The 24,785-nt window shown below is 66.4% G+C and carries 18 protein-coding genes; 7 read left to right on the top strand and 11 right to left on the bottom strand.

Annotation, left to right across the window (positions count from 1 at the left end):
- Window positions 1-137: 137 nt before the first annotated feature.
- The gene (locus WFQ67_RS19590; protein WP_213625109.1) at window positions 138-866 is read right to left on the bottom strand and encodes a Crp/Fnr family transcriptional regulator; all 729 of its coding nucleotides are present in this window, start codon (window positions 864-866) and stop codon (window positions 138-140) included.
- Window positions 867-1,035: 169 nt separating this feature from the next.
- Between WFQ67_RS19590 and WFQ67_RS19585 the strand changes: the two genes are divergently transcribed.
- Window positions 1,036-1,350 carry a DUF3509 domain-containing protein gene (locus tag WFQ67_RS19585; protein ID WP_213625108.1) on the top strand — a complete coding sequence of 105 codons (315 nt, stop codon included), beginning with the start codon at window positions 1,036-1,038 and terminating at the stop codon, window positions 1,348-1,350.
- 12 nt (window positions 1,351-1,362) lie between these two features.
- Here WFQ67_RS19585 and WFQ67_RS19580 read toward each other — a convergent pair whose 3' ends face one another.
- From WFQ67_RS19580 to WFQ67_RS19570, 3 genes are all read right to left on the bottom strand, one after another.
- Window positions 1,363-1,545: a hypothetical protein gene (locus WFQ67_RS19580; protein WP_213625107.1), complete on the bottom strand. Its 183-nt coding sequence runs from the start codon at window positions 1,543-1,545 to the stop codon at window positions 1,363-1,365.
- A 94-nt stretch (window positions 1,546-1,639) separates the two neighbouring features.
- Complete coding sequence (locus WFQ67_RS19575) at window positions 1,640-1,972, bottom strand: hypothetical protein (protein WP_213625106.1); 333 nt, start codon at window positions 1,970-1,972, stop codon at window positions 1,640-1,642.
- A gap of 907 nt (window positions 1,973-2,879) precedes the next feature.
- Window positions 2,880-11,501: a GH36-type glycosyl hydrolase domain-containing protein gene (locus tag WFQ67_RS19570; protein WP_337057940.1), complete on the bottom strand. Its 8,622-nt coding sequence runs from the start codon at window positions 11,499-11,501 to the stop codon at window positions 2,880-2,882.
- Window positions 11,502-11,854: 353 nt separating this feature from the next.
- Here WFQ67_RS19570 and WFQ67_RS19565 point away from each other — a divergent pair, with 353 nt between their 5' ends.
- Together WFQ67_RS19565 and WFQ67_RS19560 are read left to right on the top strand one after the other, a co-directional pair.
- Window positions 11,855-12,310 carry a GNAT family N-acetyltransferase gene (locus WFQ67_RS19565; protein WP_213625104.1) on the top strand — a complete coding sequence of 152 codons (456 nt, stop codon included), beginning with the start codon at window positions 11,855-11,857 and terminating at the stop codon, window positions 12,308-12,310.
- Between the two features lie 46 nt (window positions 12,311-12,356).
- The gene (locus WFQ67_RS19560) at window positions 12,357-13,055 is read left to right on the top strand and encodes a phytanoyl-CoA dioxygenase family protein (RefSeq protein WP_337057939.1); all 699 of its coding nucleotides are present in this window, start codon (window positions 12,357-12,359) and stop codon (window positions 13,053-13,055) included.
- On the opposite strand, the gene arsH is transcribed toward WFQ67_RS19560, so the two are convergent.
- The 7 genes from arsH to WFQ67_RS19525 all read right to left on the bottom strand — a co-directional run bounded on the left by arsH (window position 13,023) and on the right by WFQ67_RS19525 (window position 18,947).
- The gene (arsH, locus tag WFQ67_RS19555; protein ID WP_213625102.1) at window positions 13,023-13,721 is read right to left on the bottom strand and encodes an arsenical resistance protein ArsH; all 699 of its coding nucleotides are present in this window, start codon (window positions 13,719-13,721) and stop codon (window positions 13,023-13,025) included. The genes WFQ67_RS19560 and arsH overlap by 33 nt on opposite strands.
- A gap of 13 nt (window positions 13,722-13,734) precedes the next feature.
- Window positions 13,735-14,205, bottom strand: a complete 471-nt coding sequence (locus WFQ67_RS19550; RefSeq protein WP_213625101.1) for an arsenate reductase ArsC — start codon at window positions 14,203-14,205, stop codon at window positions 13,735-13,737.
- A 16-nt stretch (window positions 14,206-14,221) separates the two neighbouring features.
- Window positions 14,222-15,505: an arsenic transporter gene (locus tag WFQ67_RS19545; protein WP_337057938.1), complete on the bottom strand. Its 1,284-nt coding sequence runs from the start codon at window positions 15,503-15,505 to the stop codon at window positions 14,222-14,224.
- A 22-nt stretch (window positions 15,506-15,527) separates the two neighbouring features.
- Entirely contained in the window at window positions 15,528-15,869 is a 342-nt protein-coding gene (locus WFQ67_RS19540; RefSeq protein WP_213625099.1) for a metalloregulator ArsR/SmtB family transcription factor, read from the bottom strand.
- Window positions 15,870-15,991: 122 nt separating this feature from the next.
- A complete protein-coding gene (locus WFQ67_RS19535) occupies window positions 15,992-16,921 on the bottom strand; it encodes a MurR/RpiR family transcriptional regulator (protein ID WP_111260261.1) in 930 nt (309 codons plus the stop codon).
- A gap of 70 nt (window positions 16,922-16,991) precedes the next feature.
- A complete protein-coding gene (locus WFQ67_RS19530) occupies window positions 16,992-18,104 on the bottom strand; it encodes a succinylglutamate desuccinylase/aspartoacylase family protein (protein ID WP_213625098.1) in 1,113 nt (370 codons plus the stop codon).
- A 69-nt stretch (window positions 18,105-18,173) separates the two neighbouring features.
- Window positions 18,174-18,947 (bottom strand): ABC transporter substrate-binding protein, encoded by a 774-nt coding sequence (locus WFQ67_RS19525; protein ID WP_213625097.1) that lies wholly within the window; start codon window positions 18,945-18,947, stop codon window positions 18,174-18,176.
- A gap of 425 nt (window positions 18,948-19,372) precedes the next feature.
- On the opposite strand from WFQ67_RS19525, the gene WFQ67_RS19520 reads away from it, so the two are divergent.
- The 4 genes from WFQ67_RS19520 (at window position 19,373) to WFQ67_RS19505 (ending at window position 24,484) form a co-directional block, all read left to right on the top strand.
- The gene (locus tag WFQ67_RS19520; protein WP_213625096.1) at window positions 19,373-21,145 is read left to right on the top strand and encodes a cyanophycinase; all 1,773 of its coding nucleotides are present in this window, start codon (window positions 19,373-19,375) and stop codon (window positions 21,143-21,145) included.
- Window positions 21,146-21,231: 86 nt separating this feature from the next.
- Window positions 21,232-21,558, top strand: a complete 327-nt coding sequence (locus tag WFQ67_RS19515) for a hypothetical protein (RefSeq protein WP_213625095.1) — start codon at window positions 21,232-21,234, stop codon at window positions 21,556-21,558.
- 65 nt (window positions 21,559-21,623) lie between these two features.
- Window positions 21,624-22,919: an OprD family porin gene (locus tag WFQ67_RS19510; RefSeq protein ID WP_213625094.1), complete on the top strand. Its 1,296-nt coding sequence runs from the start codon at window positions 21,624-21,626 to the stop codon at window positions 22,917-22,919.
- A gap of 302 nt (window positions 22,920-23,221) precedes the next feature.
- Window positions 23,222-24,484 carry a cyanophycinase gene (locus WFQ67_RS19505; RefSeq protein WP_213625093.1) on the top strand — a complete coding sequence of 421 codons (1,263 nt, stop codon included), beginning with the start codon at window positions 23,222-23,224 and terminating at the stop codon, window positions 24,482-24,484.
- Window positions 24,485-24,785: the final 301 nt, after the last annotated feature.

Genomic DNA, 24,785 nt, shown 5'->3' with positions numbered 1-24,785 from the left:
AACGGGGCGTTGCACCGCTCGGGTTGTGCATGGCGCAGATTAACCTGCGCCCCCTCTCTATCGATGTTACGGGCCTCACATTGCTGATCGAGCCGGGGCTCCGGTAGGCGGTGGGGGCGAGACTGGATCACTGCCGTTCAGGCAGTGGCCTGGGACGGCAGGTAGGGCAGGAGGCGCTCGGTCTCTTTGCGCACCACCGCGTAGCATTCGCAGCTCAATGCTTCGAGCCTGGCCCTGTCCAGCACCCGGATGTGGCCCCGGCTGTACTCGATCACGCCCTGGCGTTGCAGATTTCCAGCAGCATCGGTAACGCCTTCACGACGGACCCCGAGCATATTGGCGATCAGTTCCTGGGTCATGTTCAGCGAGTTCCCCGACAGCCGGTCCAGCGACAGCAGCAGCCAGCGGCACAACTGCTGGTCGATGGAGTGGTGGCGGTTGCAGACGGCGGTCTGCGCCATCTGGGTGATCAGCGCCTGGGTGTAGCGCAGCATCAATTGCAGCATCTCTCCATGGCGGTTGAACTCGTCCTTCAAGCGCTGCCCCGGTAACCGATAGGCGTAGCCTGCGCTCTGCACGATGGCGCGACTGGGCGTGCTTTCGCCGCCCATGAACACCGCGATACCGATCATTCCTTCGTTGCCCACCACCGAGATTTCCGCCGACGCGCCGTTCTCCATGACGTAGAGCAGGGAAACGATGGCGTCGATGGGAAAATACACGTGGCGCATGGCACCGCCGGATTCGTAGAGCACCTTGCCCAGCGGGAACTCGACGAGCTCGAGGTAGGGCTGCAGGCGCTTGCGCGCGTCGTCCGGCAATGCGGACAGGAGGTGGTTGCGCTGTGGTTCGGGTGAAAGCGTCATGATGGTCGCCTTGGGGAAGTGAAGGTCCCGGACGCTTCAGACTACTCCTCCTGTGGCTCTGCGTACGGAGTCTTGCCGCTCTCCCTGGGTGCGCTGCCGTACAGACGCCAGGTTCTGGCTCGTGCAGCCTGCAGGACAGCTGACCGATCCGACGCTCCCAGGGGCCACCATGAAACCTCTCACTACTTATATCGCCAGACTTTTTCCCGACTACAGCGTGACCCTGAGCGCACGACCGGGCGGTAGCCTGGTGGTGTGCCTGGAGCGGGAGGGCAATCGCTGCCTGAGAGTGGTTGCCGCCGGTGCAATGACCGATCCTGACCAGCTTCACGCGCTGGTCATGCAGATCCAGCTGGAACTCAAGCTCAGGGAAGGGGGCGAGCTCTGGCTGGCTAGGGATGGCCACTGGTCCGGCGAGTTGCCGACTTACAGCGGCATGCCGCTGCGCCTTAGCAAGAAACCTTTCATGGCAAGGCCTCGATGAGGGGGCGACACGCTAGCGCCTGTCGGGCTTGCCGGGAGTGTCCAGGGGCAAGGACAGCTGCCTGTCGTAGAGGGCGATTTCGGCGCGCAGTGCTTCAAGGAGCAGGCGTTTGTCCTGTGTCGATTTGCGCCGTTCCGGCGGATCGTCGGGGCTCGGTTCGAGCGCGTCCATGCGGTCTTCCTCTGGCTTGTGCATGAGTCCCTCCGTCCTCCGTGGTGGCGGAGCGTTCATTTGGACTGGGAAACGATCCGGATGACGCGAGGCAGGTGATTACCGTGGGCGTGGGACTCTACTCGTAGCGTCGTTCCAGCCTGCAGGCCTTCAGGAGCTCGGCACCGGTCGTCTGGCAGGCTTCCGGCTGCAGGCTACGGATGGCGCGGCGGGCGAGTGATGCCTGCAACGCATCCATGGCGTTGCGTGCCGCTTCGTAACGGGCTTGCAGATCACTCGCAGCGCTGCTGCGTTCTTCCGGGGAAAGCTCGCTGCGTTTTCTGATGATGGCGTCGACGGCGATCAGGAACTGCTCTAGCTCGCGGGTCCGTCGTTCACGCATCGCTCGTTCGTGCGCGGTTTCGGGTATGTGGCCCGGTGGGGGGGTGGCACTTGCAATCGAAACGGTCATGGTGCTTCTCGGGTCTGGGTTGAGGTCGTCCGTACGATTGCAGACTTCGCCCGGGGGTGTCGGTGCGTTGGAGCACTTATATCGGCCCTAAGCGCCCTGACGCACCGAGGCCGGCGGCAGCATCTGCGATGCTCGCCAGGAGCGTCGCACCTGCGAAGCCTTGTGAGGTAGAGATGAACAGACATTCCGATCCAAATCTGGTCCGTCGGCCCGGCAAGCCTGTGGCAAGGCGCTTCCCGCTTCAGGTCACCGCAGGGCAGTTGTTGCTCAGGCGTAGCCTGGAAGCCGACGAGAAGGATATCCCTGGGCCCGCCGGCGAGCCGCTACACCAGGGGCCACAGCCATGAGCGGCCGGAGGGGGGCAGGGCACGCGGCTTCCTTCTACTTCGTCATTGCCCGGGAAAGCGGCAATGTGATCCGGTTGATACGGCGCGAGCACGCCCCGGAGGACACCCCGACCGTCATTCACCTGCTGGCCCCGTGCCTGGGGCAGCGCCGCCATGCGACGTTGTACGCGTCCGGTATGGACCTGATCCACGCTTCCCGTGTCCTGGAAGATTTCGATAGTGCCTGTCTGCGCTACCCGGTTGCCCGTTAAGCGTGCCAACGCACCGAAGCCGCATGCGGGTCTCGCTAAGCTCAAGGTCCCGGTGCGTCACATTCCAGCAGAGCCGGGCTGCCTTCGAGGGCACCATGAAGACGTCAAGCCACAGCGACAGCACGCTCCATATCAACTGCTCACGTCCTGAGAACACGACGGGGCGGGCTCCGCAGCGGCCCATCTATTCGCGCTCCGAGCGCTATTCCTTCCCTGATCCAAGCGATCCGCCGGCAGTCGCCCCGCATCCCCAGCCCGCGCCTGGCGCCGCGCCCTTCGTGGGCCCCCCCGCACCCTGAGCGCGCCCCGTCAGGCCCTCTCCAGGCTTGTAGAGGGCGCGTGGTACAGCACCAGGACCTGGTGCTCCCCGCCGTCGTCCTGCAATTCCAGGGTCGCGTCGGCCTGTACCTGTCCGTTCAGGCTCAGCGAGCCGCCACCGCTGACGGCGGGGCGGACCTCGATCCGATAGCGCGTTTCTCCGAATCGGTAGTGCAGGGTGTAGCCCGGCCAATGCGCAGGCAGCAGCGGCTGGACGCGCATCCTGGTGCCACTGCGCTGCAGGCCCAGCAAGGATTCGATGATCAAGCGGTACATCCACCCGGCCGAACCCGTGTACCAGCTCCAGCCGCCACGGCCTGCATGGGGCGCGGCGCCGTAGACGTCCGCCGCCATCACGTAGGGTTCCACCTTGTAGGTTTCGATCCGCGTCGTACCGTGTTGGCCGGCGGGGTTGATCATGTGCAGCAGTTCCCAGGCCCGATCGCGGTCGCCGAGTCGGGCGAACGCCATGCTTGCCCAGACTGCGGCGTGGGAGTACTGGCCGCCGTTCTCCCTGACACCTGGCACGTAGCCCTTGATGTAGCCTGGGTCCAGCGAGCTGCGGTCGAAGGGCGGGTCCAGCAGCAGCACGACGCCGATTTCGCGGCGAACCAGATGCTCATCCAGCGCGGCCATGGCGCGGCGTGCGCGGTCGTCCGACGCGACGCCGGACAATACCGCCCAGCTCTGGGCGATGGAGTCGATCCGGCACTCTTCGTTGCGGAACGACCCCAACGCCTGGCCATCGTCGAAGTAGGCGCGTCGATACCAGTCCCCGTCCCAGCCGTGTTCTTCCAGGCTGGCGCCCAGCCGTTGCGCCTGCTCGGTGCAACGCTGGGCGAACGCGGTGTCGCCTAGCAGTCGGGCCATCTCGGCAAATCGCAGCAGGACCTCGTGGCCGAAGAAGCCCAGCCAGACGCTTTCTCCCCGTCCCTGTTCGCCCACCCGGTTCATGCCGTCGTTCCAGTCACCGCAACCCATCAGTGGTAGACCGCGTTCACCGCGCGGCAGGCTGTTCTCGATGGCACGCACGCAGTGCTGGTACAGGCTTTCCTCCAGAGGCGAGTGGCCCGGCAGGTCATAGTAGGACTCCTCGCCCGCGTTGAGCCGACGGCCATCGATATAGCCGACCTTCTCATGCAGAACGCCGCTGTCCCCGGTGACCTGGACGTAGCGGCTCGTGGCCAGCGGCAGCCAGAGGAAATCGTCCGAACAACCCGTGCGCACGCCCCTGTTCCGCGGGGGGTGCCACCAGTGCTGTACGTCGCCCTCGGGAAACTGGTGCGCGGCGCAGAGCAGCAGGTGGCGGCGCACGGAGACAGGGTCGGCATGGATCATCGCCATGCAGTCCTGCAACTGGTCGCGGAAGCCGATGGCGCCGCCGGACTGGTAATAGCCGCTGCGCGCCAGGAAGCGGCTGGCGATGACCTGGTACATCAGCCAGCCGTTGGCCATGAAGTCGATGGATGGGTCGGGTGTCTCGATGCGGATGGCACCCAGGGTGTCGCGCCAGTGCTTGCGCACCTTGTCCAGTTCGCTGATGGCGGCCAGTGTGCCTCGGTGCTTGAGCAGTAGAAGGTTGGCGGCCTTGGCGTCGTTCTCGAAACCCAGACGAAAGACGATTTCGCGGCTTTCACCCTCGGCCAGCACCAGCGGTACCTGGAGCGCGCCGCAAGGGTCCATGCCCGCGCCGGTGCGACCGGACAGGCGTGCGCGCTCCATTGCGGCCGGAGATGCCAGGTTGCCGTTGCGTCCGATGAACTCGGTGCGGTCGCCGGTGAATCCCGGGTTCTCCGTATCGGCATCGAGGAATGCCACTCGGCTGGAAAAGTCGATCGAGTAGGCGTTGCGCGCGAGCAGCGCACCGCTGAAGGGGTCGGCCTCGGTGACCAGGTGCATGGCCGATCTGCTGCGCAGGTCGCCGAGCACCCACTCCACGTAGCTGGTGATGCTCAGCCGGCGGGGGCGGCCGGAGCTGTTGCGCACCCTGAGCCGGGAGAACTTGATGGGCGCCTCCAGGGCCACGTAGACCCATAGCTCGGTATGGATTCCGTTCTCCTCGTGCTCGAAGACGCTGTAGCCGAAGCCATGGCGGATGCGATACGTACCGCGACCCGGGCAGGGCAGGGGCGTGGGCGACCAGTAGTGACCGCTGTCTTCGTCGCGCAGGTAGAGGGCCTCGCCGCTAGGGTCGCTGACCGGGTCGTTGTGCCAGGGCGTGAGTCGGTACTCATGGGCGTTCTCGCCCCAGGTGTAGGCGCTGCCGCTTTCGGAGACGACGCTGCCGAGCTGCGGGTTGGCCAGCACATTGACCCAGGGCGCCGGGGTGGGGTGATCGCGTTGCACCTCGATGATGTACTCGCAGCCGTCGGCACTGAAGCCGCCATAGGCGTTGGTCAGCATCCGCTGCAGGGGGCGGGGCGGGTCTTGCGGCAGCGCACGTGGCTGTGGGGGCGCGACGGAGGGTTCGAATCGGCCCAGCGAAGGCTCGGCCCGGCGCCTCTGGACCTGCTCGGCGAGGCTACCCTTGCTGTCGTTGATCACCAGGCGGGCCACCGCGAGGATCAGGGTTCGGTCCTCGCCCGAAAGCTGTTGCGCGGGGCGCACGAAGATGCCGCCGGGGCGGTCCACCAGATTGGCTTCGCTGCCTGAGGTGACCAGTCCCATGATCAGGTCCTGAAGATGCTGGCGATAGCCGGCCTGGTCCTCGTTCCAGATCACGAGGTCCACCTCCAGGCCCTTCTGCCGCCAGTAGGTATGGGCCTGCACCATCTGCCTGACCAGTTCGATGCTGGCGGGAGCGGCGATCTGCACCAGAACGATGGGCAGGTCGCCGGATATGCCCTGGCCCCATAGACCTGACTGGTTGCGCCGGTTGGCCATCAGTGTCGCCTGGTCGGTGCGCTGCGCGGCGTTGGCATAGAGGATGCCGGCTGCCATCTGCTCGAACAGGCGGGCATCTGCCATCGTCGCGTTGAGCTGGCGCAGCAGCACCTGGCTGTGGGTCCAGGCGAGGTCGAAGACGCGGTCGGCCAGATGGCGGTCGCGGTATTTCTCGATCAGGTGCAGGCAGTCTTCGCGGCTGTCCGCGATACCGGTCGCGAGATCGATGGTGGCAGTCTGGTTGGGGTCCAGGGTGATCCGGCAGCGGATGGCCACGATGGGGTCCAGTACCGGGCCGGCAGTACCGGAGAGCTGGTCCATGCCTTCGGCCAGTGCAGCTGGAGCGACCACGGTGCGCCCCCTGCCGATGAAGCGGGCACGGTCCGTCTCGTAGGAGATGCTGTCGATGTCCACGCCGTGCGCCGCAAGGAGGTGACACATCCAGGGCACTGCCTCGTCGCTGGCGCGGGGCCGGCGGGTGCAGACGATGGCCTGGAGCGGGCGCAGCAACTCGGTCTGCACGAAGAGGTTGCTGAAAGCCGGGTGCATCGCGTCGCTCAGGGCGGAAGCCAGCACCACTTCGGCATAGCTGGTCAGCTCCAGGCTCCGCCGCGTACGGCCCCGGTTTGTGAGATGCAGGCGCCTCAGTTCGATGTCGTCCTCCGGGGATACGACGATCTCCATGTGGCTGTCGAAGTCGCATTCGCGAATGCGGAATTCGGCTCGGGCGTCGGTGAAGATGGCCTCATGGAATTCGGGGCGACGCAGGGTCGGCTGGTGCGCGGCCGACCAGTAGGCGCCACTGGCGACGTCCCTCAGGTAGCAGAACATGCCGTGGCCATCACGGGTGAAGTCTTCCTGCCAGCGGGTGATCGCCAGATCCCGGCGTCTGCTGTAGCCGCCGCCGGCATTGCTCAGCATCACGTGGTAGCGGCCATTGGAGAGCAACTGCACGGCGGGGCGCTTGCGGCCTGGATCGGTGTAGACGCGCAGCTTGGTGTCGTTGAGGCGCGTGGCTTCGTCGGCCGGCGCGTTGGTGGCGTGGATGTACTGGGCCGCGGTCTTGGGGACACGTTCCTGCAGCAGGAGCAGGGTGGCCTGGAACTGTGGTACGGATTCGAAACGACGTTGCATCGGGCGGTCCAGCAGCAGGCAGGTGAGTGCCAGCAGGCTCATGCCCTGATGGTGGGCCATGAAGGAGCGGACGATGGCAGAGGACTGCCCACGGGGCAGGCGCGCTTCCGTGAAGTCCACCGCCTCATAGAGGCCGAAGCGGCCCGCGAGACCCAGCGATGCGAGACGCTGGAGATTTCTGCAGGCTGCTTCGGGGGCAACCATCAGGCCCAGGACGCTGGCGTAGGGCGCCACCACCCTGTCCGCGCCGAGGCCGCGCTTGAGACCAAGCCCCGGTACGCCGAAGGCGCGGTATTGGTAGTTGAACTGTGCGTCTAGGGTGTTGTAGCCCGATTCGGAAACCCCCCAGGGAATGCCGTTCTGGTTGCCGTGCTCGATCTGCCTGGCCACCGCCGCGCGGCACGTCTGGTCGAGCAGCGTGCCTTCGTAGCCGGGCATCACCAGCAGCGGCATCAGGTACTCGAACATAGACCCGGACCAGGACAGAAGCACCGGCACTCCGCCATTGCTGGTCAGCAGCCGGCCGAGGGTGAACCAACCCTCCTGGGGCAACTGGCCCTGGGCGATGACCACGAAGTTGGTCAGGCGCATCTCCGAAGCGAGCAGGTCGTAGAAGGCAGCGTCGAGTCGCCGCTCATCGACGTTGTAGCCGATCACGAAAAGGTCTCGGCGGGTGTCGTAGAGGAAGGTGAAATCCATGTCCGCCAGCGTGACTGCCATTTGTACCAGCCGCTCCAGCGCCTGCACGCGCACGGCGGCGAGCTCACGTACCGCCTGCACCCTGTCCTGGTGTTCGGGGGCCCAGAGGCGGGTATCCAGCTGTGCCATCTGGCGCCAGGTGGCCTGTTCCGCGTGGCCCGCCTGAAGGGGCTCCGGCAGCTGGAAGCGTTGCAGCTCCAGCTGCAGGTCCATGCACTGGCCATACAGTTGGTCGAGCCAGAATGCTGCGTCCGTAGTGTCCCCGGGCGACAGGAGGCGGGTGGTGTCCGCCGTTCTCTGCAGCAGTCCGATCATCCGGGGAATGTCCGCAGGCTCGCTCTCCATGCTCATCGCCTCGGCTTCTGCGCGCAGGTCGGCCAGTTCCCGGGCGTCGAGGTCGGTTGCGAGCAGCACGTCCCGCACCGCGTCGATGCCGTCCATCAGGCCAGCGGCCACGCGCCTATCCAGCAGTCGCTCGTCGGCCAGTGCCATGAGGCCGGGGCAAAGGGTCAGCAGCACGCCGGCAAGGTTGCCGCTGTCGACGCTGGAAACGTAGCGCGGGGGCAGGGGCTGGAGGGTACGGGTGTCGTACCAGTTGTAGAAGTGGCGGCGATGTCGCTCCAGGCCGGCCATGCTGGCGAGCATCCGTTCCAGGCGGTCCAGCAGGCGGCCACCGCTCAGGTAGCCGAAGTCATGGGCGGCCAGGTGGGATAGCAGCGCCATGCCCATGTTGGTGGGCGAGGTCCGATGAGCGATGGCGGCACGTGGCTGCTCCTGGATGTTGTCCGGTGGCAGCCAGTTGTCCTCCGGGCCGACGTATTGTTCGAAGAAGGCCCAGGTCTTGCGCGCCAGTACATGCAGGAAGCGCAGGTCGTCGGTGGAGCAGGAGAAATGGGCGATCGCCGCGGGGCGGCTGAGCCACCAGGCCAGGGCGGGGCTGGCCAGCCAGGTCGCCAGGAAAGGGCTGGCCAGTGCCAGCACGTCGGGGTCGGGCAGCAGCAGAGCCAGCAGTGACAGCGCCAGCAGTGGCGCGATCCACAGGCTGCGATACAGGCCGAGGATGTCGTTGCCGGTGGTGCGCTCCACCTCCCTGGAGGAATTCCACTGCAGCAGGCTTCTCCTGCTGACCGCCATGCGCCACAGGGTCCGGATGATCGCGTCGAGACTGTAGAACACCTCGTGGGGCAGCCACGCCAGGTTCAGTAGCGCGCGGGTGAAGTGCATGCCGGAGGATCGAAGGGCTGCCGACACATGCTCGCGAAGCGGAATCTCGGGCGCCTTGCGCAGCAGTTCCAGGAGCGTGTTCAGCAGCGGTTGGACGAGCACCACCAGTACCAGCGCGGAGGTCCAGAGGTAGGGCTGTGAGGACATCAGCCAGCCCCAGGCGAGCATGCCCAGCAACGCCGCTGGCTCCAGGCTGCGCCGCAGGTTGTCGAGGATCTTCCAGCGTGCGAGGGCACTCAGTCGGTTGCGTTCGGCGCCGCCATCGAGGCGGGGCGTCCAGGGCAGTAGCCAGGGCAGCAGTTGCCAATCACCGCGGATCCAGCGGTGTCGGCGCTTGACGTCGGCGCTGTAGCGGGCGGGGTGCTCTTCGTAGAGCTGCACGTCGCTGAGCAGGCCTGAGCGTGCGTAGCAGCCTTCGATCAGGTCGTGGCTGAGGATGCGGTTCTCCGGGAAGCAGCCTTCCAGGGCCTGCTCGAACGCATCGATGGAGTAGATGCCTTTGCCGATGAAGGAGCCCTGCCGGAACAGGTCCTGGTAGACGTCCGACACGACCCGCGTATAGGGGTCCACGCCGGCATCGCTGCCGAACAGGCGGGCAAAGGCGGATCTTGCCGTGCTCGGCAGGCTGATGCCGATGCGGGGCTGGAGAATGGCGTAGCCGCCGCCGACCGGCCCCAGGCTCGGGTCGAAGGTCGCGCGGTTGAGCGGATGCTCCATGGCGCCGACGAGCTGGCGGGCGACGTCGCGTGGCAACTGGGTATCGGTATCCAGGGTGATCACATAGCGGATCGGAGGCAGCGCATCGATGTCGCCTACGATCAGCGCGAAGCGCTCCCGACCGCGCCCGCGGAGCAGCGCATTGAGTTCGGCGAGCTTGCCGCGCTTTCGCTCGTACCCCATCCAGGTCCGCTCGGCCGGGTTCCACTGCCGTGGCCGATGCAGGAGGAAGAAGCGATCTCCCTCGCTGTCCGGGTACTTCGCGTTGAGTGCTTCGATCTGCCGACGCGCCAGGCTCAGCAGGCCTGCATCCGCGTCTGTCACCTCGCTTGGGGCGTCCAGGAAGTCGGTGAGCAGCGCGAAGTACAGGTTGTTGTCCCGGTTCGCGAGATAGCGGACTTCCAGGCTTTCGGCCAGTTCCTCGACGTCGTCGGCGTTGGCGATCAGCGTAGGGACTGCAACCAGGGTGCAGGCATCCATTGGAATGCCCTTGCTGAAATCCAGGCGCGGCAAGGGAGTGGGTACCACGGTCAGGGTCACCAGCCAGTTCACCAGGCCGATGGCCAGTCGACTGGTCATCAGCAGCGCGCCGATGGCGAGTGGTATCAGCAGGTAGACAGGGGTGCCGTCGCGCCGCGAGGCCTCGATGAATGGCCAGGCAAGCGCCAGCGTGAGCAGCAGGGCGGGTGTCAGGAAGAACGCCAGGGGAGCGCTTCGCAGCAGTCGCCGCCAGCGCTGAGTCATGGGGATGCGCGCCCCGATGCTGCGTTCCAGCTCCGTGAGGCCATGGTCGATCAGGTAGTAGCCCACGTGCCCTGCCGGGGCCGCTTCCGGGTTGGCGACGCTGAGCAGGCGAGCCGCCTCGGCGACTTGCTCTTCGCTGCGGGCGCAGTTCCTGGCCAGGCGCTCGACCTCGTGTCGATACCGATCTCGGCTGGCGAAGTCCATGAGTGGGTAGATGCCTGCCGGATCGGCGCGCAGCACCTGTTCGACCTGGCTCAGGTTTTCGACGAATTCGCGCCAATCGGTTGCCGAGAGCAGGCGCAGGCTGCCGATGCTGTTGCCGATGGAGACCTGCTCGGCTGCCTGTTGCTGGGCGTCAAGACGCACCAGGCGCTCGATGCTTAGGCCTTTTTCGGCGAGTGCCTGCTCGAACCAGGTCATGGGCAGGACCAGCGCCGCGCTCTGCCCCTGCAGGCGTCGTGTCAGTTCGGCGACGAAGGACGCAGTGAGCGGAGGCGCGGAGCGCGCCATGTCCGCGACTGTCAGCACCACGCTCTTGGCGTCCCGCTCGGCGGTCTCGATAAGGCGATCGGCCCAGTCGTTGGCCAGGTTGTGTTCGTCCCAGTTGACCATGACCCGCGACGCGACGCGCCGCAGGTTCTCGATCAGCGCCAGGCGCAACATTATGGGAATCGCCCACAGCTCACCCAGGGTCAGGGGCGTGACGCTCTGGTAGGCCGCGACAAAGCGGCTCAAGCTTTCGCCGTCGACCCTGCCATCCCCGTGGGAAATGGTTTCCAGTGCGATGTCGTAGACCCTGGGCAGGCCCGCCGAAGGGCCGCTGTCCAGGCGTGGCAGCTCACGACTATAGCCACGCGGCAGATGGCTCTTGGCGGTGCGGATGTGTTCCTCGACCAGGTAGAAGTTGTCCAGCAGCCATTCCGCTGCCGGTGTGACGTGATGGTTGGGCCCGGGCGCGCTGTTGAGGGCCAGGCAGCTGCTGGCCAGGGTGGTTTCATTCTGCGCCAGGCGTGCCAGCAGCGTATCGCGCACCGGATGCCGGCCCACATGATGGTGCTGGGCCAGCCAGGCTCCGTATGCGGCCATCTGCTCGCTGTTGAACAGTTCCGCGCGCAGGATGGGCTCATACTCGAATTTGCGTCGTGAGGTACGCCACTGTGCGTAGCGAAAATGCAGGCGCGCCAGCCAGGCGCGGGTACGAATGCTGTCCATATGGGTCCCTTGCACGACACGCCCGCCTCTCGAGCGCAGGCGGGGGTGTTGGCGGTGAGCCTGGGTAGACGGCTCGATGAAGCGGCGTGTTGCCCGAGGGCAATTTTGAAGGTTGACGAGCCTATCGGACGGCGTCCGTGCCGTCTGTTCGGTAGCGAACATAGACGCGTGCGGCGTTGTGGACCGGGGAATCGGCTGCGCGCCGGCCCCCTGTGCGGTTTGACATGGTCCGAAGAAGACCGGCGCCGAGGTGATGACGGCAGGCATTGCTGGAGAAACGAATTCAACTGCTGCGAACAGAGCGAGCCGGCGCTTACACTGGCGGCTCCGCAACCACGGTACCCGCCCGACACATGGCTACCCAACCGCACATACGACCTGCCCGGGATGGGGACATCGACGCCCTCTGCGCGCTGGACCCCATCGCCCGTCTGCAACAGGGCCGCAGGCACTTCATCGCCAGCGCCGTGGCCGCCGGCCAGTGCTGGGTCGCTACCGAGGCGGACGATGCATCGGCGCTGCTCGGCTACGGGGTGATCAACGACGCCTTCTTCGAGCAGGACTTCATCCCGCTGCTGGTGGTGAGGGAGTCGGCGCGGCGTCGCGGCATCGCCACCGCCCTGATCGGCGTGCTGGAGGGGCAGGGCACCGGCGCCAAGCTGTTCACCTCCACCAACAGCTCCAACGCGCCGATGCGCGGCCTGCTCGCCAGGCAGGGCTTCGTTCCCAGCGGCCATATCGACAACCTGGACGAAGGCGACCCCGAGCTGGTCTTCGTCAAGTTGCGCCCGCGCGCCCAGGGCGCCTGATCACAGGGCTGCAGGATGGACCCACGATAAGGAAATCGACAGCACCATGAGCAACCCGGAACAACTCCATCGCGACGGCTATGCACTGCTGCGCCAGGCGGTCCCCGCCCAGTGGCTGGAAGAGCTGCGCGCCACCTTCGATGCCGGCGTGAAGCCCTCGGACCAGTGGCCCGTGCCGCGTGGCAGGGACTGGCGCCACTCGCTGCTGGATCATGATCCGAGGGTGCGGGCGGTGTGCCGCCTGCCCTCGCTGCTCGCGGTGGTGGGCGAGCTGATCGGCGAGCGCTTCTTCCTCGCCCAGGCGGAAGGCCGTGAGCCGCTGGCGGGCGGCGGCCACCAGCAGTTGCACCGTGACCTCTCAACGTACCGCCCGGGCGACATCGCCAACGCCCTGGTCTTCCTCGACGACTATGGCCCCGGCAACGGCGCCACCCGCATCGTGCCCGCCAGCCACCGGCCGGCGCCGGGCGAGCCGCCGTTCGACTTCAGCGACGAGTCCCGCGCCGTGCAGCTTTCCGGTTCGGCGGGTGACGTCCTCGCGTTCGATGTCGACCTGGTGCATGCGGGCAGCCTGAACCTGCTCGGCACGCGCCGCCGCTCCCTCCTCATCGCCTACTACGCCGAAGCGCTGCGTGCGTCGCATCTGCAGACGGCGGGCCTGCGGGGGATCCGGATGGAGGGGGTGGAGTGGTTCGAGCCGCCGGCAGCGGAATCAGATCGAACCCAGGTTGACCCGTTCGGATAGCGCTTGTGCGGCCTCCTTGCGCTCCGAATAGCGATCCACCAGTTCGGGGTGATCCCTCAGCAGCCGCGTGAACCGCACCAGCTCCTCCATCACATCGACGACCCGATCGTAGTAGGCGGAGGGTTTCATGCGGCCTGCGTCGTCGAACTCCATGTAGGCCTTCGGCACCGAGGACTGGTTGGGGATGGTGAACATGCGCATCCAGCGACCCAGGATACGCAGCTGGTTGACGGCATTGAACGACTGCGAGCCGCCGCAGACCTGCATCACCGCCAGCGTCTTGCCCTGTGTGGGGCGAATGGCACCCAGGGCCAGGGGAACCCAGTCGATCTGGGCCTTGAACACGGCCGATACCGCGCCGTGACGCTCAGGCGAACACCAGACCTGGCCCTCCGACCAGAGGATCAGGTCACGCAGCTCCTGGACCTTGGGGTGCTCCACCGGCGCATCGTCCGGTAGCGGCAGGCCGGAGGGATTGAACAGGCGGGTCTCCGCGCCGAAGTGTTCCAGCAGTCGCGCCGCTTCTTCCGTCAGCAGGCGGCTGAAGGAGCGTTCCCTCGTCGAGCCATAGAGCAGCAGGATGCGCGGCTTGTGCTGGCTGGCTTCATGGGCTGCGGGTGTTGCGTCGAACAGGGTCGGATCGAGATTCGGTAGGGGGTCTGTCATCGTTCGCGCTCGCTTACAGGGTGCCGATCCTGTCCAGTTCACGCTTGAGCGCCTCGCGCCCCAGTTGCCCGAAGGGCAAGGCGAAGAAGGCGCGGCAGCGCACGTCGATGCGTGCCAGCGTGGCGTGGAAGGCCGCCTCCACGTGCTCTTCGTCACCTTGAACCTCGGAGGGGTCTTCCAGGCCCCAATGGGTTTTCAGCGCCGGGCCGAAGTACACCGGGCAGGCTTCACCCGCCGCCTTGTCGCAGACGGTGATGACGATGTCTGGCGGATCGTTCTCGAAGGCATCGTTGCCCTTGCTGCTCAGCCCGTCGATGGCGATGCCGGCCTGCTGGAGGGTCGTGAGGCTGCGTGGCAGCACCTGGCCCTTGGGAAAGCTCCCGGCGCTGACGGCTTCGAAACCCTCGGGCGCCAGGTGGTTGAACAGGGCTTCGGAAAGGATGCTGCGGCAGCTGTTGGCCGTGCACATGAAGAGGACTCGCATGCTGTGCTCCGTTCGGTCAGATGGCCAGGCGCAGTGCCAGGGCCGAGAGAGTGATCAACAGGACCGGCAAGGTCAGCAGGATGCCGACCTTGAAGTAGTACCCCCAGGTGATGCGGATGCCCTTGCGCTCCAGTACGTGCAGCCAGAGCAGGGTGGCCAGGCTGCCGATGGGGGTGATCTTCGGGCCCAGGTCGCAGCCGATGACGTTCGCGTAGATCATCGCCTCGCGCACGATGCCGCTGGCTTCGCTGGCCTGGATGGAGAGGGCGCCGATCAGCACGCTGGGCATGTTGTTCATGACCGATGACAGGGCCGCCGACAGCAGCCCGGTACCCAGGGCCGCGGCCCATGGGCCCTGCTCGGCGAGGCGGTTCAGGGCCTGGGTGAGGGCGTCGGTCAGGCCGGCATTCTTCAGGCCGTAGACCACCAGGTACATGCCCAGCGAGAAGACCACGACCTGCCAGGGGGCTTCCCGCAGCACCCGGCGCGTGGAAATGACATGTCCCCTGGCCGCCACGGCGAAGAGGATGGCCGCGCAGATGGCCGCTACCACGCTGATGGGGATGCCCAGTGGCTCCAGGGCGAACAGGCCGACCAGCAGCAACAGCAGCACCCACCAGCCGACGACGAAGGTCGGACGGTCGCGGATCGCCTCGACGGGTGCCCGCAGGGCCTCGGTGGCGAAGCGTTCCGGGATGTCTCGGCGGTAAAACAGGTAGAGGACCAGCAGTGTCGCCGCGACGCTGACCAGGTTGACCGGCACCATCACCGAGGCGTACTCGGCGAAGCCCAGGTCGAAGTAGTCCGCCGAGACGATGTTCACCAGGTTCGACACCACCAGTGGGAGGCTGGCGGTATCGGCGATGAACCCGGCCGCCATGACGAAGGCCAGCGTCGTCGCGGCGGAGAAGCGCAGCGCCAGCAGCATCGATATGACGATGGGGGTGAGGATCAGCGCGGCCCCGTCGTTGGCGAACAGCGCGGATACGGCGGCGCCCAGCAATACGCAGAAAGCGAACAGGCGGTGGCCGCTGCCTCCCGCCCGGCGGGCCACGTGCAGCGCGGCCCACTCGAAGAACCCGGCCTCGTCGAGCAACAGGCTGATGATGATGACCGCGATGAAGGTCGCGGTGGCGTTCCAGACGATGGCCCAGACGGTGGGAATGTCCTGCAGCGACACAGCCCCGACGACGAACGCGAGGAGGGCGCCCAGCGCAGCGCTCCAGCCAACGCCAAGGCCCCTGGGTTGCCAGATGACCAGGACCAGGGTGAGAAGAAAAACGGCAGCGGCAATCAGCATGGCGGGCTCTTCCAGGCAGGGGTCAGCAGCAGGTGCGGACAGGGCGTCCATCCATGTCGCAAAGGCGGGCGGTGTTGGTGCCCAGCCAGTCGGCATTGGCTTTCAGGGTGGTCTCGAGTACCTCGGCGGCCCAGGTCGGCAGCTCCGGGTTGAGCCGGTAATAGACCCATTGCCCCTGGCGGCGGTCGAGCAGCAGGCCGGCGCTACGCAGCAGGGCCAGGTGACGGGATACCTTGGGCTGGCTTTCCTCCAGCGCGCACATCAGCTCGCAGACGCACAGCTCTCCGTGCTCGACGATCAGCAATGTGGCGCGCGCACGGGTTTCGTCGGCCAGGCACTTGAACAGCTCGGGCGGGGTGAGCACGGCGGCTTCCTGTTATATATGGATTTTCGAATATACGGAAATTCATATGTATTGGAAACCCCGGTTCCATGGGGAGCGCCAGATGAACCCTGCGATGGCCGTCCGGTCGCGGGGCGCCGCGATCACTCCTTGCGCTTGCGGATGGCTCTGCGCGGGCGGGGTTGCTCGGCCTGCACGTGCAGGTAGGACAGCACGCTCTCGGTGAGCTCGGCGGCGAGCTTCACCGCCTCCTTGTTGCGGGTCATGACGGCGGCGACGAGGCTTTCGATCAGGGCCAGCACCACGGTGTTGGAGCTGATCAGCACCGGGTGATCGGCGGGCGCGAAGAGCACCTGCTCGGCCAGTCGTACCAGGGGGGAGGCCGGTGAGTCGGTGATGGCCAGTACCCGCGCTCCTCGCTCGTTGGCGAAGCGCGCGAGGTGGATGGTGTCCAGCGAATAGCGCGGCAGCGAGATGGCCAGCAGCACGTCGTGCTCGGTGATCGCCGCGAGGCGGTAGGCCGCATTTTCGTTGCCGCCTTCCATGCTGATGGCCACCGCGTCGGCGCAATAGGGCATCAGGTTCGCCGCAGCCAGGCCGGCCATGTAGGCGCTGTTGCCGAACCCGAGGATGTAGATGCGACGGGCCTGGGTCAGGCAGTCGACGAAGGCCTCGAAGGTGCTGGGGCTGTTGCTGCTCGCCGCCGATCCCAGGTTGCCGCTGGCGACCTGGATCTGCTCATGCAGGCCGAAGGCGCCGTCCGGGCGCTGTGCCAGCTCGTTGCGCAACTTGTCCACGGGGGAAACCAGGTCCTGCAGCGTGCTCACCAGGGCGGCCTTCAGGGCGGTGAAGCCGGGCAGCTTGAGTGCGCGGGCCAGGCGATTGACTGCCGCCGCCGAGGTCGAGGTTTCCTGCGCCAGCTCCTCGATGGTCAGCGTCGCCGCCTTGAGCGGGTGGCGAAGGATGAAGTCCGCCACCTTGCGCAGCGACGGCTGCAGGTCCGGCGAGGCCGATGCCAGTTTTCGCATCATCGGCGAGGTGTAGACAGTCAGATCGTTCGGAGCTGGAGTCATGGCGGTCGCTGAATTCGGTCTGGAGGGCGGGTGGGCGAGTGTATCCGATGGCGGCGGATCCCAGGCAGCCCTAGTCGCTCAGCAGGCGGCCGCTGCGGATGGGGGACGAGCCGGCCACCTTGGCCAGCCAGAGCCCGGGCTGGGCGAAGCGCAGGCGTTCCCGCGCGTAGAGGATGCCGGTGGTGCTCGCCCGTACCACGCTTCGCTGGCCGGAAAGGGGGTCGATGACTTCGAACAGCGGGTCACCCGGGGATACCCGTGCTCCCAGCGGTTGCAGGTAGCTGACGACGCCGGTGTGCGGGGCATAGGCGTATTCGGCGCCGGCGAAGGGCAGGGCGGGGCAGTCCAGCTCGGGCTCGTCGGGCCATTCACCCTCGATGAAGCCCTCCCGGGCCAGGAAGGCCAGGATGGCCTCGGCGCTGTGCCTGGCGCGATCAGGCTCGGTATCGGCCATGCCGCCCAGCTCCAGTGTCGCGGCAACGCACGCCTGGGGAATCGGGTGTCCGGGAAGGGCGGCCGCCAGTTTCAGCCAGGGGCCGGCGCACGCTTCGTCGAACGAGAAACCGCCGGAGTCTTCTGCCAGCAGCGCGACCCGGGCGCGCAGGTGCGCCGCCAGGCCGCGCAGCGCGGGCCACACCTGGGGTAGGGCGTACAGCAGGAGCACCGACTCGAAGTCGCAGTGCAGGTCGAGCACCAGGTCGGCCGTGCAGGCGTGGCGAAGCAGCAGGCGCTGCAGGCCCTCCAGGGGGGACGCGGGCGGTGGAAGCTGCACGAGCGCATCGACCATGGCTTCACGCAGCAGCCGGGCATTGTGGTCGGCGTCCTGGCCGAGGTGCCGCTCGATGGTGGGGATGACGAGCGAAGCCAGGTCGGGGAAGTCGCGGTTGAAGTTGCGCCCGCTGGCGAAGTCGAAGCGCCCCTGGTGGGTGCCCTGTATGACCTGGGCCAGCCCGATCGGGTTGGCCACGGGGACCAGCTCCACGCGGCCCAGCAGTCGCCCGGCCTCTTCGAGTTCGGCAAGGCGCCAGCGCAGCTCCGCCGCGACCCGCATGCCGGGCAGTTCGTCGGCATGCAGCGCCGCCTGGATGTACGCCTTGCGCGGGCCCTGGCCGAACGCGAAGAGGGTCAGGCGGCGCTCCGTTCCGGGTGTGCTCCAGGGAAGTGAATGCTCGATCCGATGCATAGGAAACCTGATGGCTGGGCAGAAAAAAGGGGCACCCGGTCGTGCCGGACACCCCTGCGGAGCCGGCTCTTACTGGCCGTAGATGTCGTAGGCGAAGTACTTGTCCTGGACCTCTTTGTACTTGCCGTTCTCGCGGAGGGCGGCGATGGCGTTGCTGAACTTCTCGGCCGTGGCCTTATCGCCCTTGCGCACGGCGATGCCGGCACCGTTGCCGAAATACTTGGGATCGTTGAAGTCGGGGCCAACCAGGGCGAAATCCTTGCCTTCCGGCGTCTTGAGGAAGCCCTCGCCGATGTTCACCACGTCGGCCAGGGAGGCATCGATGCGACCGGAGGCCAGGTCGAGGAAGGCTTCGTTCTGCGAGCCGTAGCGCACCACTTCGATGCCCGCGTCCGCGAATTTGTCGCTCGCATAGCGATCGTAGGTCGACGCGCGCTGCACGCCGACCCGCTTGCCCTTCAGGTCCACCAGCGGGTCCTTGACCTCGGTGCCCGCCTTCATCACCAGCTTGCCGGGGGTGTGGTAGTACTTTTTGGTGAAGTCCACGGCCTTCAGGCGGTCCGGGGTGATCGACATGGAGGACAGCACGGCGTCGACCTTGCGCACCTTGAGCGAAGGGATGAGGCCGTCGAAGGCCTGCTCGACCCACTCGCACTTGACCTGCATTTCGGCACACAGGGCATTGCCGATGTCGTAGTCGAATCCGCTGATCTGGCCGTCCGGTGTCTTGAAGGCGAAAGGCGGGTAGGCGGCCTCGATACCGATGCGCAGGGTGTCCTGGGCGTTCGCCAGGGTTGCGCAGGCGGAGAGCGCCAGGGCGCCGAGCAGAGCGATCTTGTTCATCTTATGACTCCAGTTGCGGATGGTTGGGGCCCGCCAGTGCGGCGGGATTGAGGCTTCGCGTGCGACGAGCGCCGGAGCCCGGCCCTGGCTGGGGTGGACCTGGCGCCCCTCGGCGAGGTGGCCCAGCTCGCTGCGTGGTGCTTGCGAGGCGTGACACGTTTTGTGTCAGCAAAGCTAATTAGAAGAATTATCCGTGTCAATGTGTGATTTTGATGAAAAAAATAATTTCATCAGCGCAATTTCCCTGAAAGGCGCTTTCCAGGGGCTTTACTGCCATTAAAGCTGGCCTTTTGGACGGAATCGAGAGCGATGAGAGGGGTTGTGGCGGGCTATTTGTTGATATAAAACATTTCACAAATTGCTTTCGGTGAATTTGTTTGATTCATCCGAAAGGTCCGCACCTATCCTCAGAAGAGCAACAAGAAATGAGAATGCTGACCAAGCCGGGCGTGCTGCTTGCCGCCCTGATCCTCGCCGGCCATTGCGCGCCGACCCGTGCCGAAGGCCACCTGCTGGCGGTAGGCGGCATGTTGCGTGCCAGCAACACCGCGGTTTACCAGAAGCTCATCGAGCTGGCCGGCGGTGTCGAGCGGGCACGCATAGCGATCATGCCCACGGCCAGCGGCAGCCTGGGCTCCAGCAAACGCTTCCAGGCCGAGTTGCAGGCGCTCGGGGTACCGGCCGAACGCGTCACCATCGTGGGTATCGACAAGCAGAACTACCAGAGGACCATGAACGACCCGGCGGTGCTCGAGCCCCTGGGCGAAGCCAGCGCCGTCTGGTTCGTCGGTGGTGATCAGGCGCGTATCGCCCGTGCGCTGTACAACGCCGATGGCAGCGAGTCGCTGACGCTCAAGGCGGTGCGTGGCGTGTTCGACAAGGGCGGCGTGGTGGCCGGCACCAGCGCCGGGGCGAGCATTCTCGGCAGCACCATGCCGACCGCCTACGGTGTGGTCATGGACACGCTGGATTTCGGCGTGGCAGCCAGGGCCGACCAGCGCGGCACCGCGCTGCTCAAGGGAGCAGGGCTGTTCAAGGCCGGCATCATCGACCAGCACTTCGACCGCATCGAAGAGACCAGCACCGGGCGCGCCGCGCGCATGGCCAGCTACCTGGTCGGCCAGCAGCCGGCCAGGGGGTTCGGCCTGGATACCAATACCGCCATCTGGGTGCAGCCCGGCGGCGAGTTGCAGGTGCTGGGCGAGGGCTACCTCACGGTGATGGACGCCAGCCAGGCGCGCAAGGAGTTCGGCCTGTACGGCACGCGCTTGCAGAACGTGCGGCTGGCCATGCTCGGCAACGGCGACCGCTACGACCTGGCGACCGGCAAGGTGCAGCCGGCCGAGGGCCAGGAAGCCATAGTGGCGGGCAACGAATACCTGGTGGGCAACCAGCTGATCACGGACCTTTCCGCGGTTTCCGCCATGTCGCGAGCGGTGCTCTACGGCCTGGCCGACAACACCGCCACCCGCCAGGTGGGGTTGATGACCCGCTACAACCCGGCCAACGGCTACCACTACGGCTATCGCTTCGAGTTCAGCGAGGCCCCGGGCTTCCTGGCCCACAGCGGCTTCCAGGATTCGCTGACCCGCTACACGGTGCAGAACGTGCGCCTGGACATCGCCCCGGTGGATGCCTTCCTCGGCGACCCGGCGCGCAGCAGCCCGCAGGATGCCGTCACCAGCCGTTGGCCGGATGCGGTACGCGCGGTGAGCTTCCGCGGCCTGATGACCAGCGATGCGACGAATCACTTCGAACCCAAGCGCGCGCTGACCCGCTTCGAGCTGGCCAACGCCTTGCAGATGACGCTGGCCGCCGAGCCCGTCCCGGACAGGCTGCCGACGCTCGCCGACGTCAAGCGCAACCATCCGCTTCGCGAGCAGATCGAGGTGGTGGTGTCCAACGGCTGGTTGCCGGCCGGGGAACGCTTCGAGGGCGAACGCGAGGTGACCCGCGCGGAGTGGGCCCTGGCCTGCAAGGCGCTGGTCGAGGGCTTCGCCGGGACCCGCCTGCGAAGCCGCTCGCCGCTGAAGGACCTGGGCGGAGTCGATCCTGCCGTCGCCGAGGCTGCCGAGCTGCTGGTGGGCGAGGGCTGGATGGCCGCCGAGTCCGGCCGGTTCCGCCCGCAGGCGACGGTCAGCCGCGAAGAGGCTGCCCGCACCCTGGCCCGCCTGATAGGGCTCGCCACACCCTCCTGACCCCCCTGTTCCGAAACCTGCTTCGCCCCGTCGTGACGGGGCGGACGGGCAGCCTTTGCCCGCGAAACCCCAAACGAGAGGCACCGATGCAATTGAACAGCCTGGAGCTCTTCGCCCTGGACAAGCTGCTGCACGACCACGAGATCGCCGACCAGGTCCTCCACGACGCCGGGGCCCGCGTGCTGGAGCGTGTCGAGACCCGTGACGGTTTCTTCGCGGTGATCGAGCTGCAGCAACGCCTGCGGGATGTCGGCGAGCTCTCCGAACGCGAGTGGAAATTCAAGCTGAAGAGCCCGAGGAAGGCCGCGGGTTACTTCGTCTGCTGGCCCGATGGCGAGTCGACCCTGTGCCTGGAGGCGGTGATCAGCCAGGGCCGGCGCCCGGACGTGCTGACGGCGGAGCTCTTCGCCTGACCGGGCAAAACCAGAAAGGGCCCGAGGGCCCAGCCACCCCAACAACACCCAGAACGGAGTAAGGCATGAACCTCGTGAAACTGAGTTGTCTCGCACTGGCGGTCGCTGCGGCCGGGAGTCAGCTGGCCGTTGCCGGCCAGGCCGAGTCCAAGGGCTTCGTCGACGACAGCGCGCTGAAGCTGCTCAATCGCAACTACTACTTCAACCGCGATTTCAAGAACCAGCCCGGTAGCCAGAGCTACCGCGAGGAGTGGGCCCATGGCGTGATGGCCGAGTTCGCCTCGGGCTTCACCCAGGGCCCCGTCGGCTTCGGGGTCGATGCCTATGGCTACCTGGGGATCAAGCTCGACAGCGGCCGTGGTCGGGCCGGCACGGGCCTGCTGCCGATCAGCGACGAGGGGCGCGCGCAGGATGAGTACGGCGAGGCCGGCGGGGCGGCGAAGCTGCGGATCTCCAAGACGACCCTCAAATACGGCCAGATGCGCACCGAGGCGCCGGTGTTCGCCACGGCGCACAGCCGCCTGCTGCCGGAAACCGCGACGGGTTTCCATATCGCCAGCGGCGAGATCGAGGGCCTGGCCCTGGAGGCCGGTCACTTCACCGCCTACAACAACCGCAACTCGACCAACAGCGACGAAGCGCTGTACCTCAACTACGGCAGTGGTGAGGTCGGCAAGACCATCGACTTCGCCGGCGGCTCCTACGCCGTCAGCGATGACCTGTCCGTGGGGCTGTATGCCTCGCGCTTCGAAGACACCTGGAACCAGTACTACGGCAACCTCAACTACACCCTGGGCCTCAGCGAAGGGCAGAGCCTGAACGTCGATTTCAACCTGTACCGCACCGGCGATACGGGCGATGCCCTGCAGGGCGACATCAGCAACACCACGTACAGCCTGGCGGCCACCTACGCGCTGGGTTCGCACTCCATCCTGCTGGCCTACCAGCGCGTCGACGGCGACACCCCGTTCGACTATGTGGGAGGCGATTCGATCTTCCTCTCCAACTCCATGCAGTTCTCCGATTTCAACGCGCCCAACGAGCGGTCCTGGCGCATCGGCTACGGCTACGACTGGGCCGGCCTCGGCGTGCCCGGCCTGACCACCAAGGTCACCTACGTCAAGGGCACCGACATCGACGGCACCGATGCGGATGCGAACGGCGGCTACGCCGGCTTCTACGGCGAGGACGGCGAGCACAGCGAGACCGACATCGACATCAAGTACGTCGTCCAGGACGGGCCGGCCAAGGATCTTTCGGTGCGCCTGCGCCAGGCCTTCCACTACGCCAACGAGGACCAGGGCGAGGGGGATCTGCATGAGTTCCGCGTGATCGTCGACTACCCGCTGAGCATCCTCTGACGCTGTGGCCCGCGCACGGGCCGTTTCCAGGGCGCAGGCCGCCGTCCCTCGGGCACGGATGCCGGCCGCTTCGATTGCAAGGTCCGCTCGATTGCTCCTTTGGCCTTGGGGCGCCTGCCCGGCGCCTTTTTTTCCACGGGGCGTCGCTCATGGGAATGCCCTGCCTGCGGTCGGGCCCGCATGCGGCCTCGGGCACCCGCGCTTCCCAGGCTTCTGCGCCCATCGATCCGCCGTTTTCGCAGTACCCGTTGCACAACATCCACAACGACGCTGCAGCTGACTGCAGCCACGGAGAACTGAAGATGAGACTGAGTAAATTGTGTCGCCACGTCGTCCTGCTGGTCGCGCTGGTTCCAGGGCTGGGTCATGCGGCCGGCGCGCTGCTGCTGGTCGGCGGAGGCCTCAAGGACGACAACAGCGCCATCTACCAACGCTTCATCCAGCTGGCCGGCGGCAGTGGCCAGGCCAGGATCGGCGTCATCACCGCCGCCTCCATCCCGGAAAGCCAGGACCCGGATGCCGGGACGGCGAATGCCGCCAACGCCAAGGCGAACGGCCTCTACTACGCCAATCTGCTGAAGAGCTATGGCGCCGTGAAGGCGGAGTGGATTCCCATCGACCTGGACACTATCGCCAACAACGCCAACCCGACCGTGATCAGCCAGATCAACGGCATGACCGGCTTCTTCTTCGGCGGTGGCGACCAGTCGCGCCTGGTCCAGACCCTGCAGACGGCCAGTCGCGGTGATTCGCCGGCACTGGCGGCCATCCGCAGCCGCTATGCCGCCGGTGCCGTGCTGGCCGGCACCAGTGCCGGCACGGCGATCATGGTCGACGGCCCGATGGTCACGGGCGGGGAGAGCTATGAAGCGCTGCGCTACGGCCCCTATACGACCCCGTCCGGCGATGACCTCTCCTATGACCCGGACGGCGGCTTCGGCTTCTTCGACTACGGCCTGCTCGATACCCATTTCAGCGAACGTGGCCGCCAGGGCCGCATCGTGCGCCTGGCCGACTACACCGGCGTACCCTTCGCCTTCGGCGTCGACGAGAACACCGGCCTGCTGGTGCAGAACAACGCCAGCCTCGGCCAGGTGGAGATGGAGGTCATCGGGACCGGGGGCGTATTCGTCTTCGACCTGCGCAATGCCGAACTCGGCGGTGGCAGCAGCTGGGCCCTGTACGATGTGCTGGCCAGCTACCTGACCAGCGGCGACAAGTACCGCCCGCAGACAGGCCAGTACGTGATCGCCAGCGGCAAGACCAGCCTGCGCGGTCGCGAGCAGTACAGCAGCGCGATGACGGCCACCGGCGACATCTTCAGCAGCCCCAACAACAGTGGCGCCAACGGCCGGCGCAAGCCGCGCGAGTTCGTCACCGTCAGCGCCGATCTCTTCAACAGCCGTTCGACCAGCACGCTGGGGCGCACCTATGAAACCAGCCCACGCTACCGCGTCAACCTGGTCAAGAGCACCCAGTTCGACAGCCAGGGCTACAAGGGCACCCTGGGTGGCCAGACCATGACGTCCTACCTGCGACTCCTGGTGGACATGCTTCCCAACTGATCCTCCGGCACGAGAGCCGCCCAGGGGGCTCTCGTGCAATGCCTGTTCGGCTGCTCGATTGCGACAGCGCGAAGAGGTCCCACTGCCTCGGGAGCGCCGTTCAGGGACGCGTTGCAGAAAGAGCCGAGGACGCTTCGAGTTCTGTGAAGGGCATGGGTTTGGCAAGGAGGTGCCCCTGAAAAGCCTCGCAGCGACTGCCCTTCGGAAATTCCATTTCGCGTAGACGCTGGCGCCGGTTGCTTTGCATCAAGCGCCCCACGACACTACGTCGCGCCGCTCATCCCACCGAATCCCGAAGGAC

Origin of the sequence: Pseudomonas sp. USHLN015 (assembly GCF_037153275.1) — a bacterium.
GTDB classification, from domain to species: Bacteria; Pseudomonadota; Gammaproteobacteria; order Pseudomonadales; family Pseudomonadaceae; genus Metapseudomonas; species Metapseudomonas tohonis.
This window is presented reverse-complemented; position numbering and strand designations above follow the sequence as displayed.

Excerpts from the sequence above, each read along its gene's own strand:
- WFQ67_RS19590 (WP_213625109.1), bottom strand. The coding sequence starts at position 866 with ATGACGCTTTCACCCGAACCACAGCGCAACCACCTCCTGTCCGCATTG.
- WFQ67_RS19585 (WP_213625108.1), top strand. The coding sequence starts at position 1,036 with ATGAAACCTCTCACTACTTATATCGCCAGACTTTTTCCCGACTACAGC.
- WFQ67_RS19580 (WP_213625107.1), bottom strand. The coding sequence starts at position 1,545 with ATGCACAAGCCAGAGGAAGACCGCATGGACGCGCTCGAACCGAGCCCC.
- WFQ67_RS19575 (WP_213625106.1), bottom strand. The coding sequence starts at position 1,972 with ATGACCGTTTCGATTGCAAGTGCCACCCCCCCACCGGGCCACATACCC.
- WFQ67_RS19570 (WP_337057940.1), bottom strand. The coding sequence starts at position 11,501 with ATGGACAGCATTCGTACCCGCGCCTGGCTGGCGCGCCTGCATTTTCGC.
- WFQ67_RS19565 (WP_213625104.1), top strand. The coding sequence starts at position 11,855 with ATGGCTACCCAACCGCACATACGACCTGCCCGGGATGGGGACATCGAC.
- WFQ67_RS19560 (WP_337057939.1), top strand. The coding sequence starts at position 12,357 with ATGAGCAACCCGGAACAACTCCATCGCGACGGCTATGCACTGCTGCGC.
- arsH (WP_213625102.1), bottom strand. The coding sequence starts at position 13,721 with ATGACAGACCCCCTACCGAATCTCGATCCGACCCTGTTCGACGCAACA.
- WFQ67_RS19550 (WP_213625101.1), bottom strand. The coding sequence starts at position 14,205 with ATGCGAGTCCTCTTCATGTGCACGGCCAACAGCTGCCGCAGCATCCTT.
- WFQ67_RS19545 (WP_337057938.1), bottom strand. The coding sequence starts at position 15,505 with ATGCTGATTGCCGCTGCCGTTTTTCTTCTCACCCTGGTCCTGGTCATC.
- WFQ67_RS19535 (WP_111260261.1), bottom strand. The coding sequence starts at position 16,921 with ATGACTCCAGCTCCGAACGATCTGACTGTCTACACCTCGCCGATGATG.
- WFQ67_RS19530 (WP_213625098.1), bottom strand. The coding sequence starts at position 18,104 with ATGCATCGGATCGAGCATTCACTTCCCTGGAGCACACCCGGAACGGAG.
- WFQ67_RS19525 (WP_213625097.1), bottom strand. The coding sequence starts at position 18,947 with ATGAACAAGATCGCTCTGCTCGGCGCCCTGGCGCTCTCCGCCTGCGCA.
- WFQ67_RS19520 (WP_213625096.1), top strand. The coding sequence starts at position 19,373 with ATGAGAATGCTGACCAAGCCGGGCGTGCTGCTTGCCGCCCTGATCCTC.
- WFQ67_RS19515 (WP_213625095.1), top strand. The coding sequence starts at position 21,232 with ATGCAATTGAACAGCCTGGAGCTCTTCGCCCTGGACAAGCTGCTGCAC.
- WFQ67_RS19510 (WP_213625094.1), top strand. The coding sequence starts at position 21,624 with ATGAACCTCGTGAAACTGAGTTGTCTCGCACTGGCGGTCGCTGCGGCC.
- WFQ67_RS19505 (WP_213625093.1), top strand. The coding sequence starts at position 23,222 with ATGAGACTGAGTAAATTGTGTCGCCACGTCGTCCTGCTGGTCGCGCTG.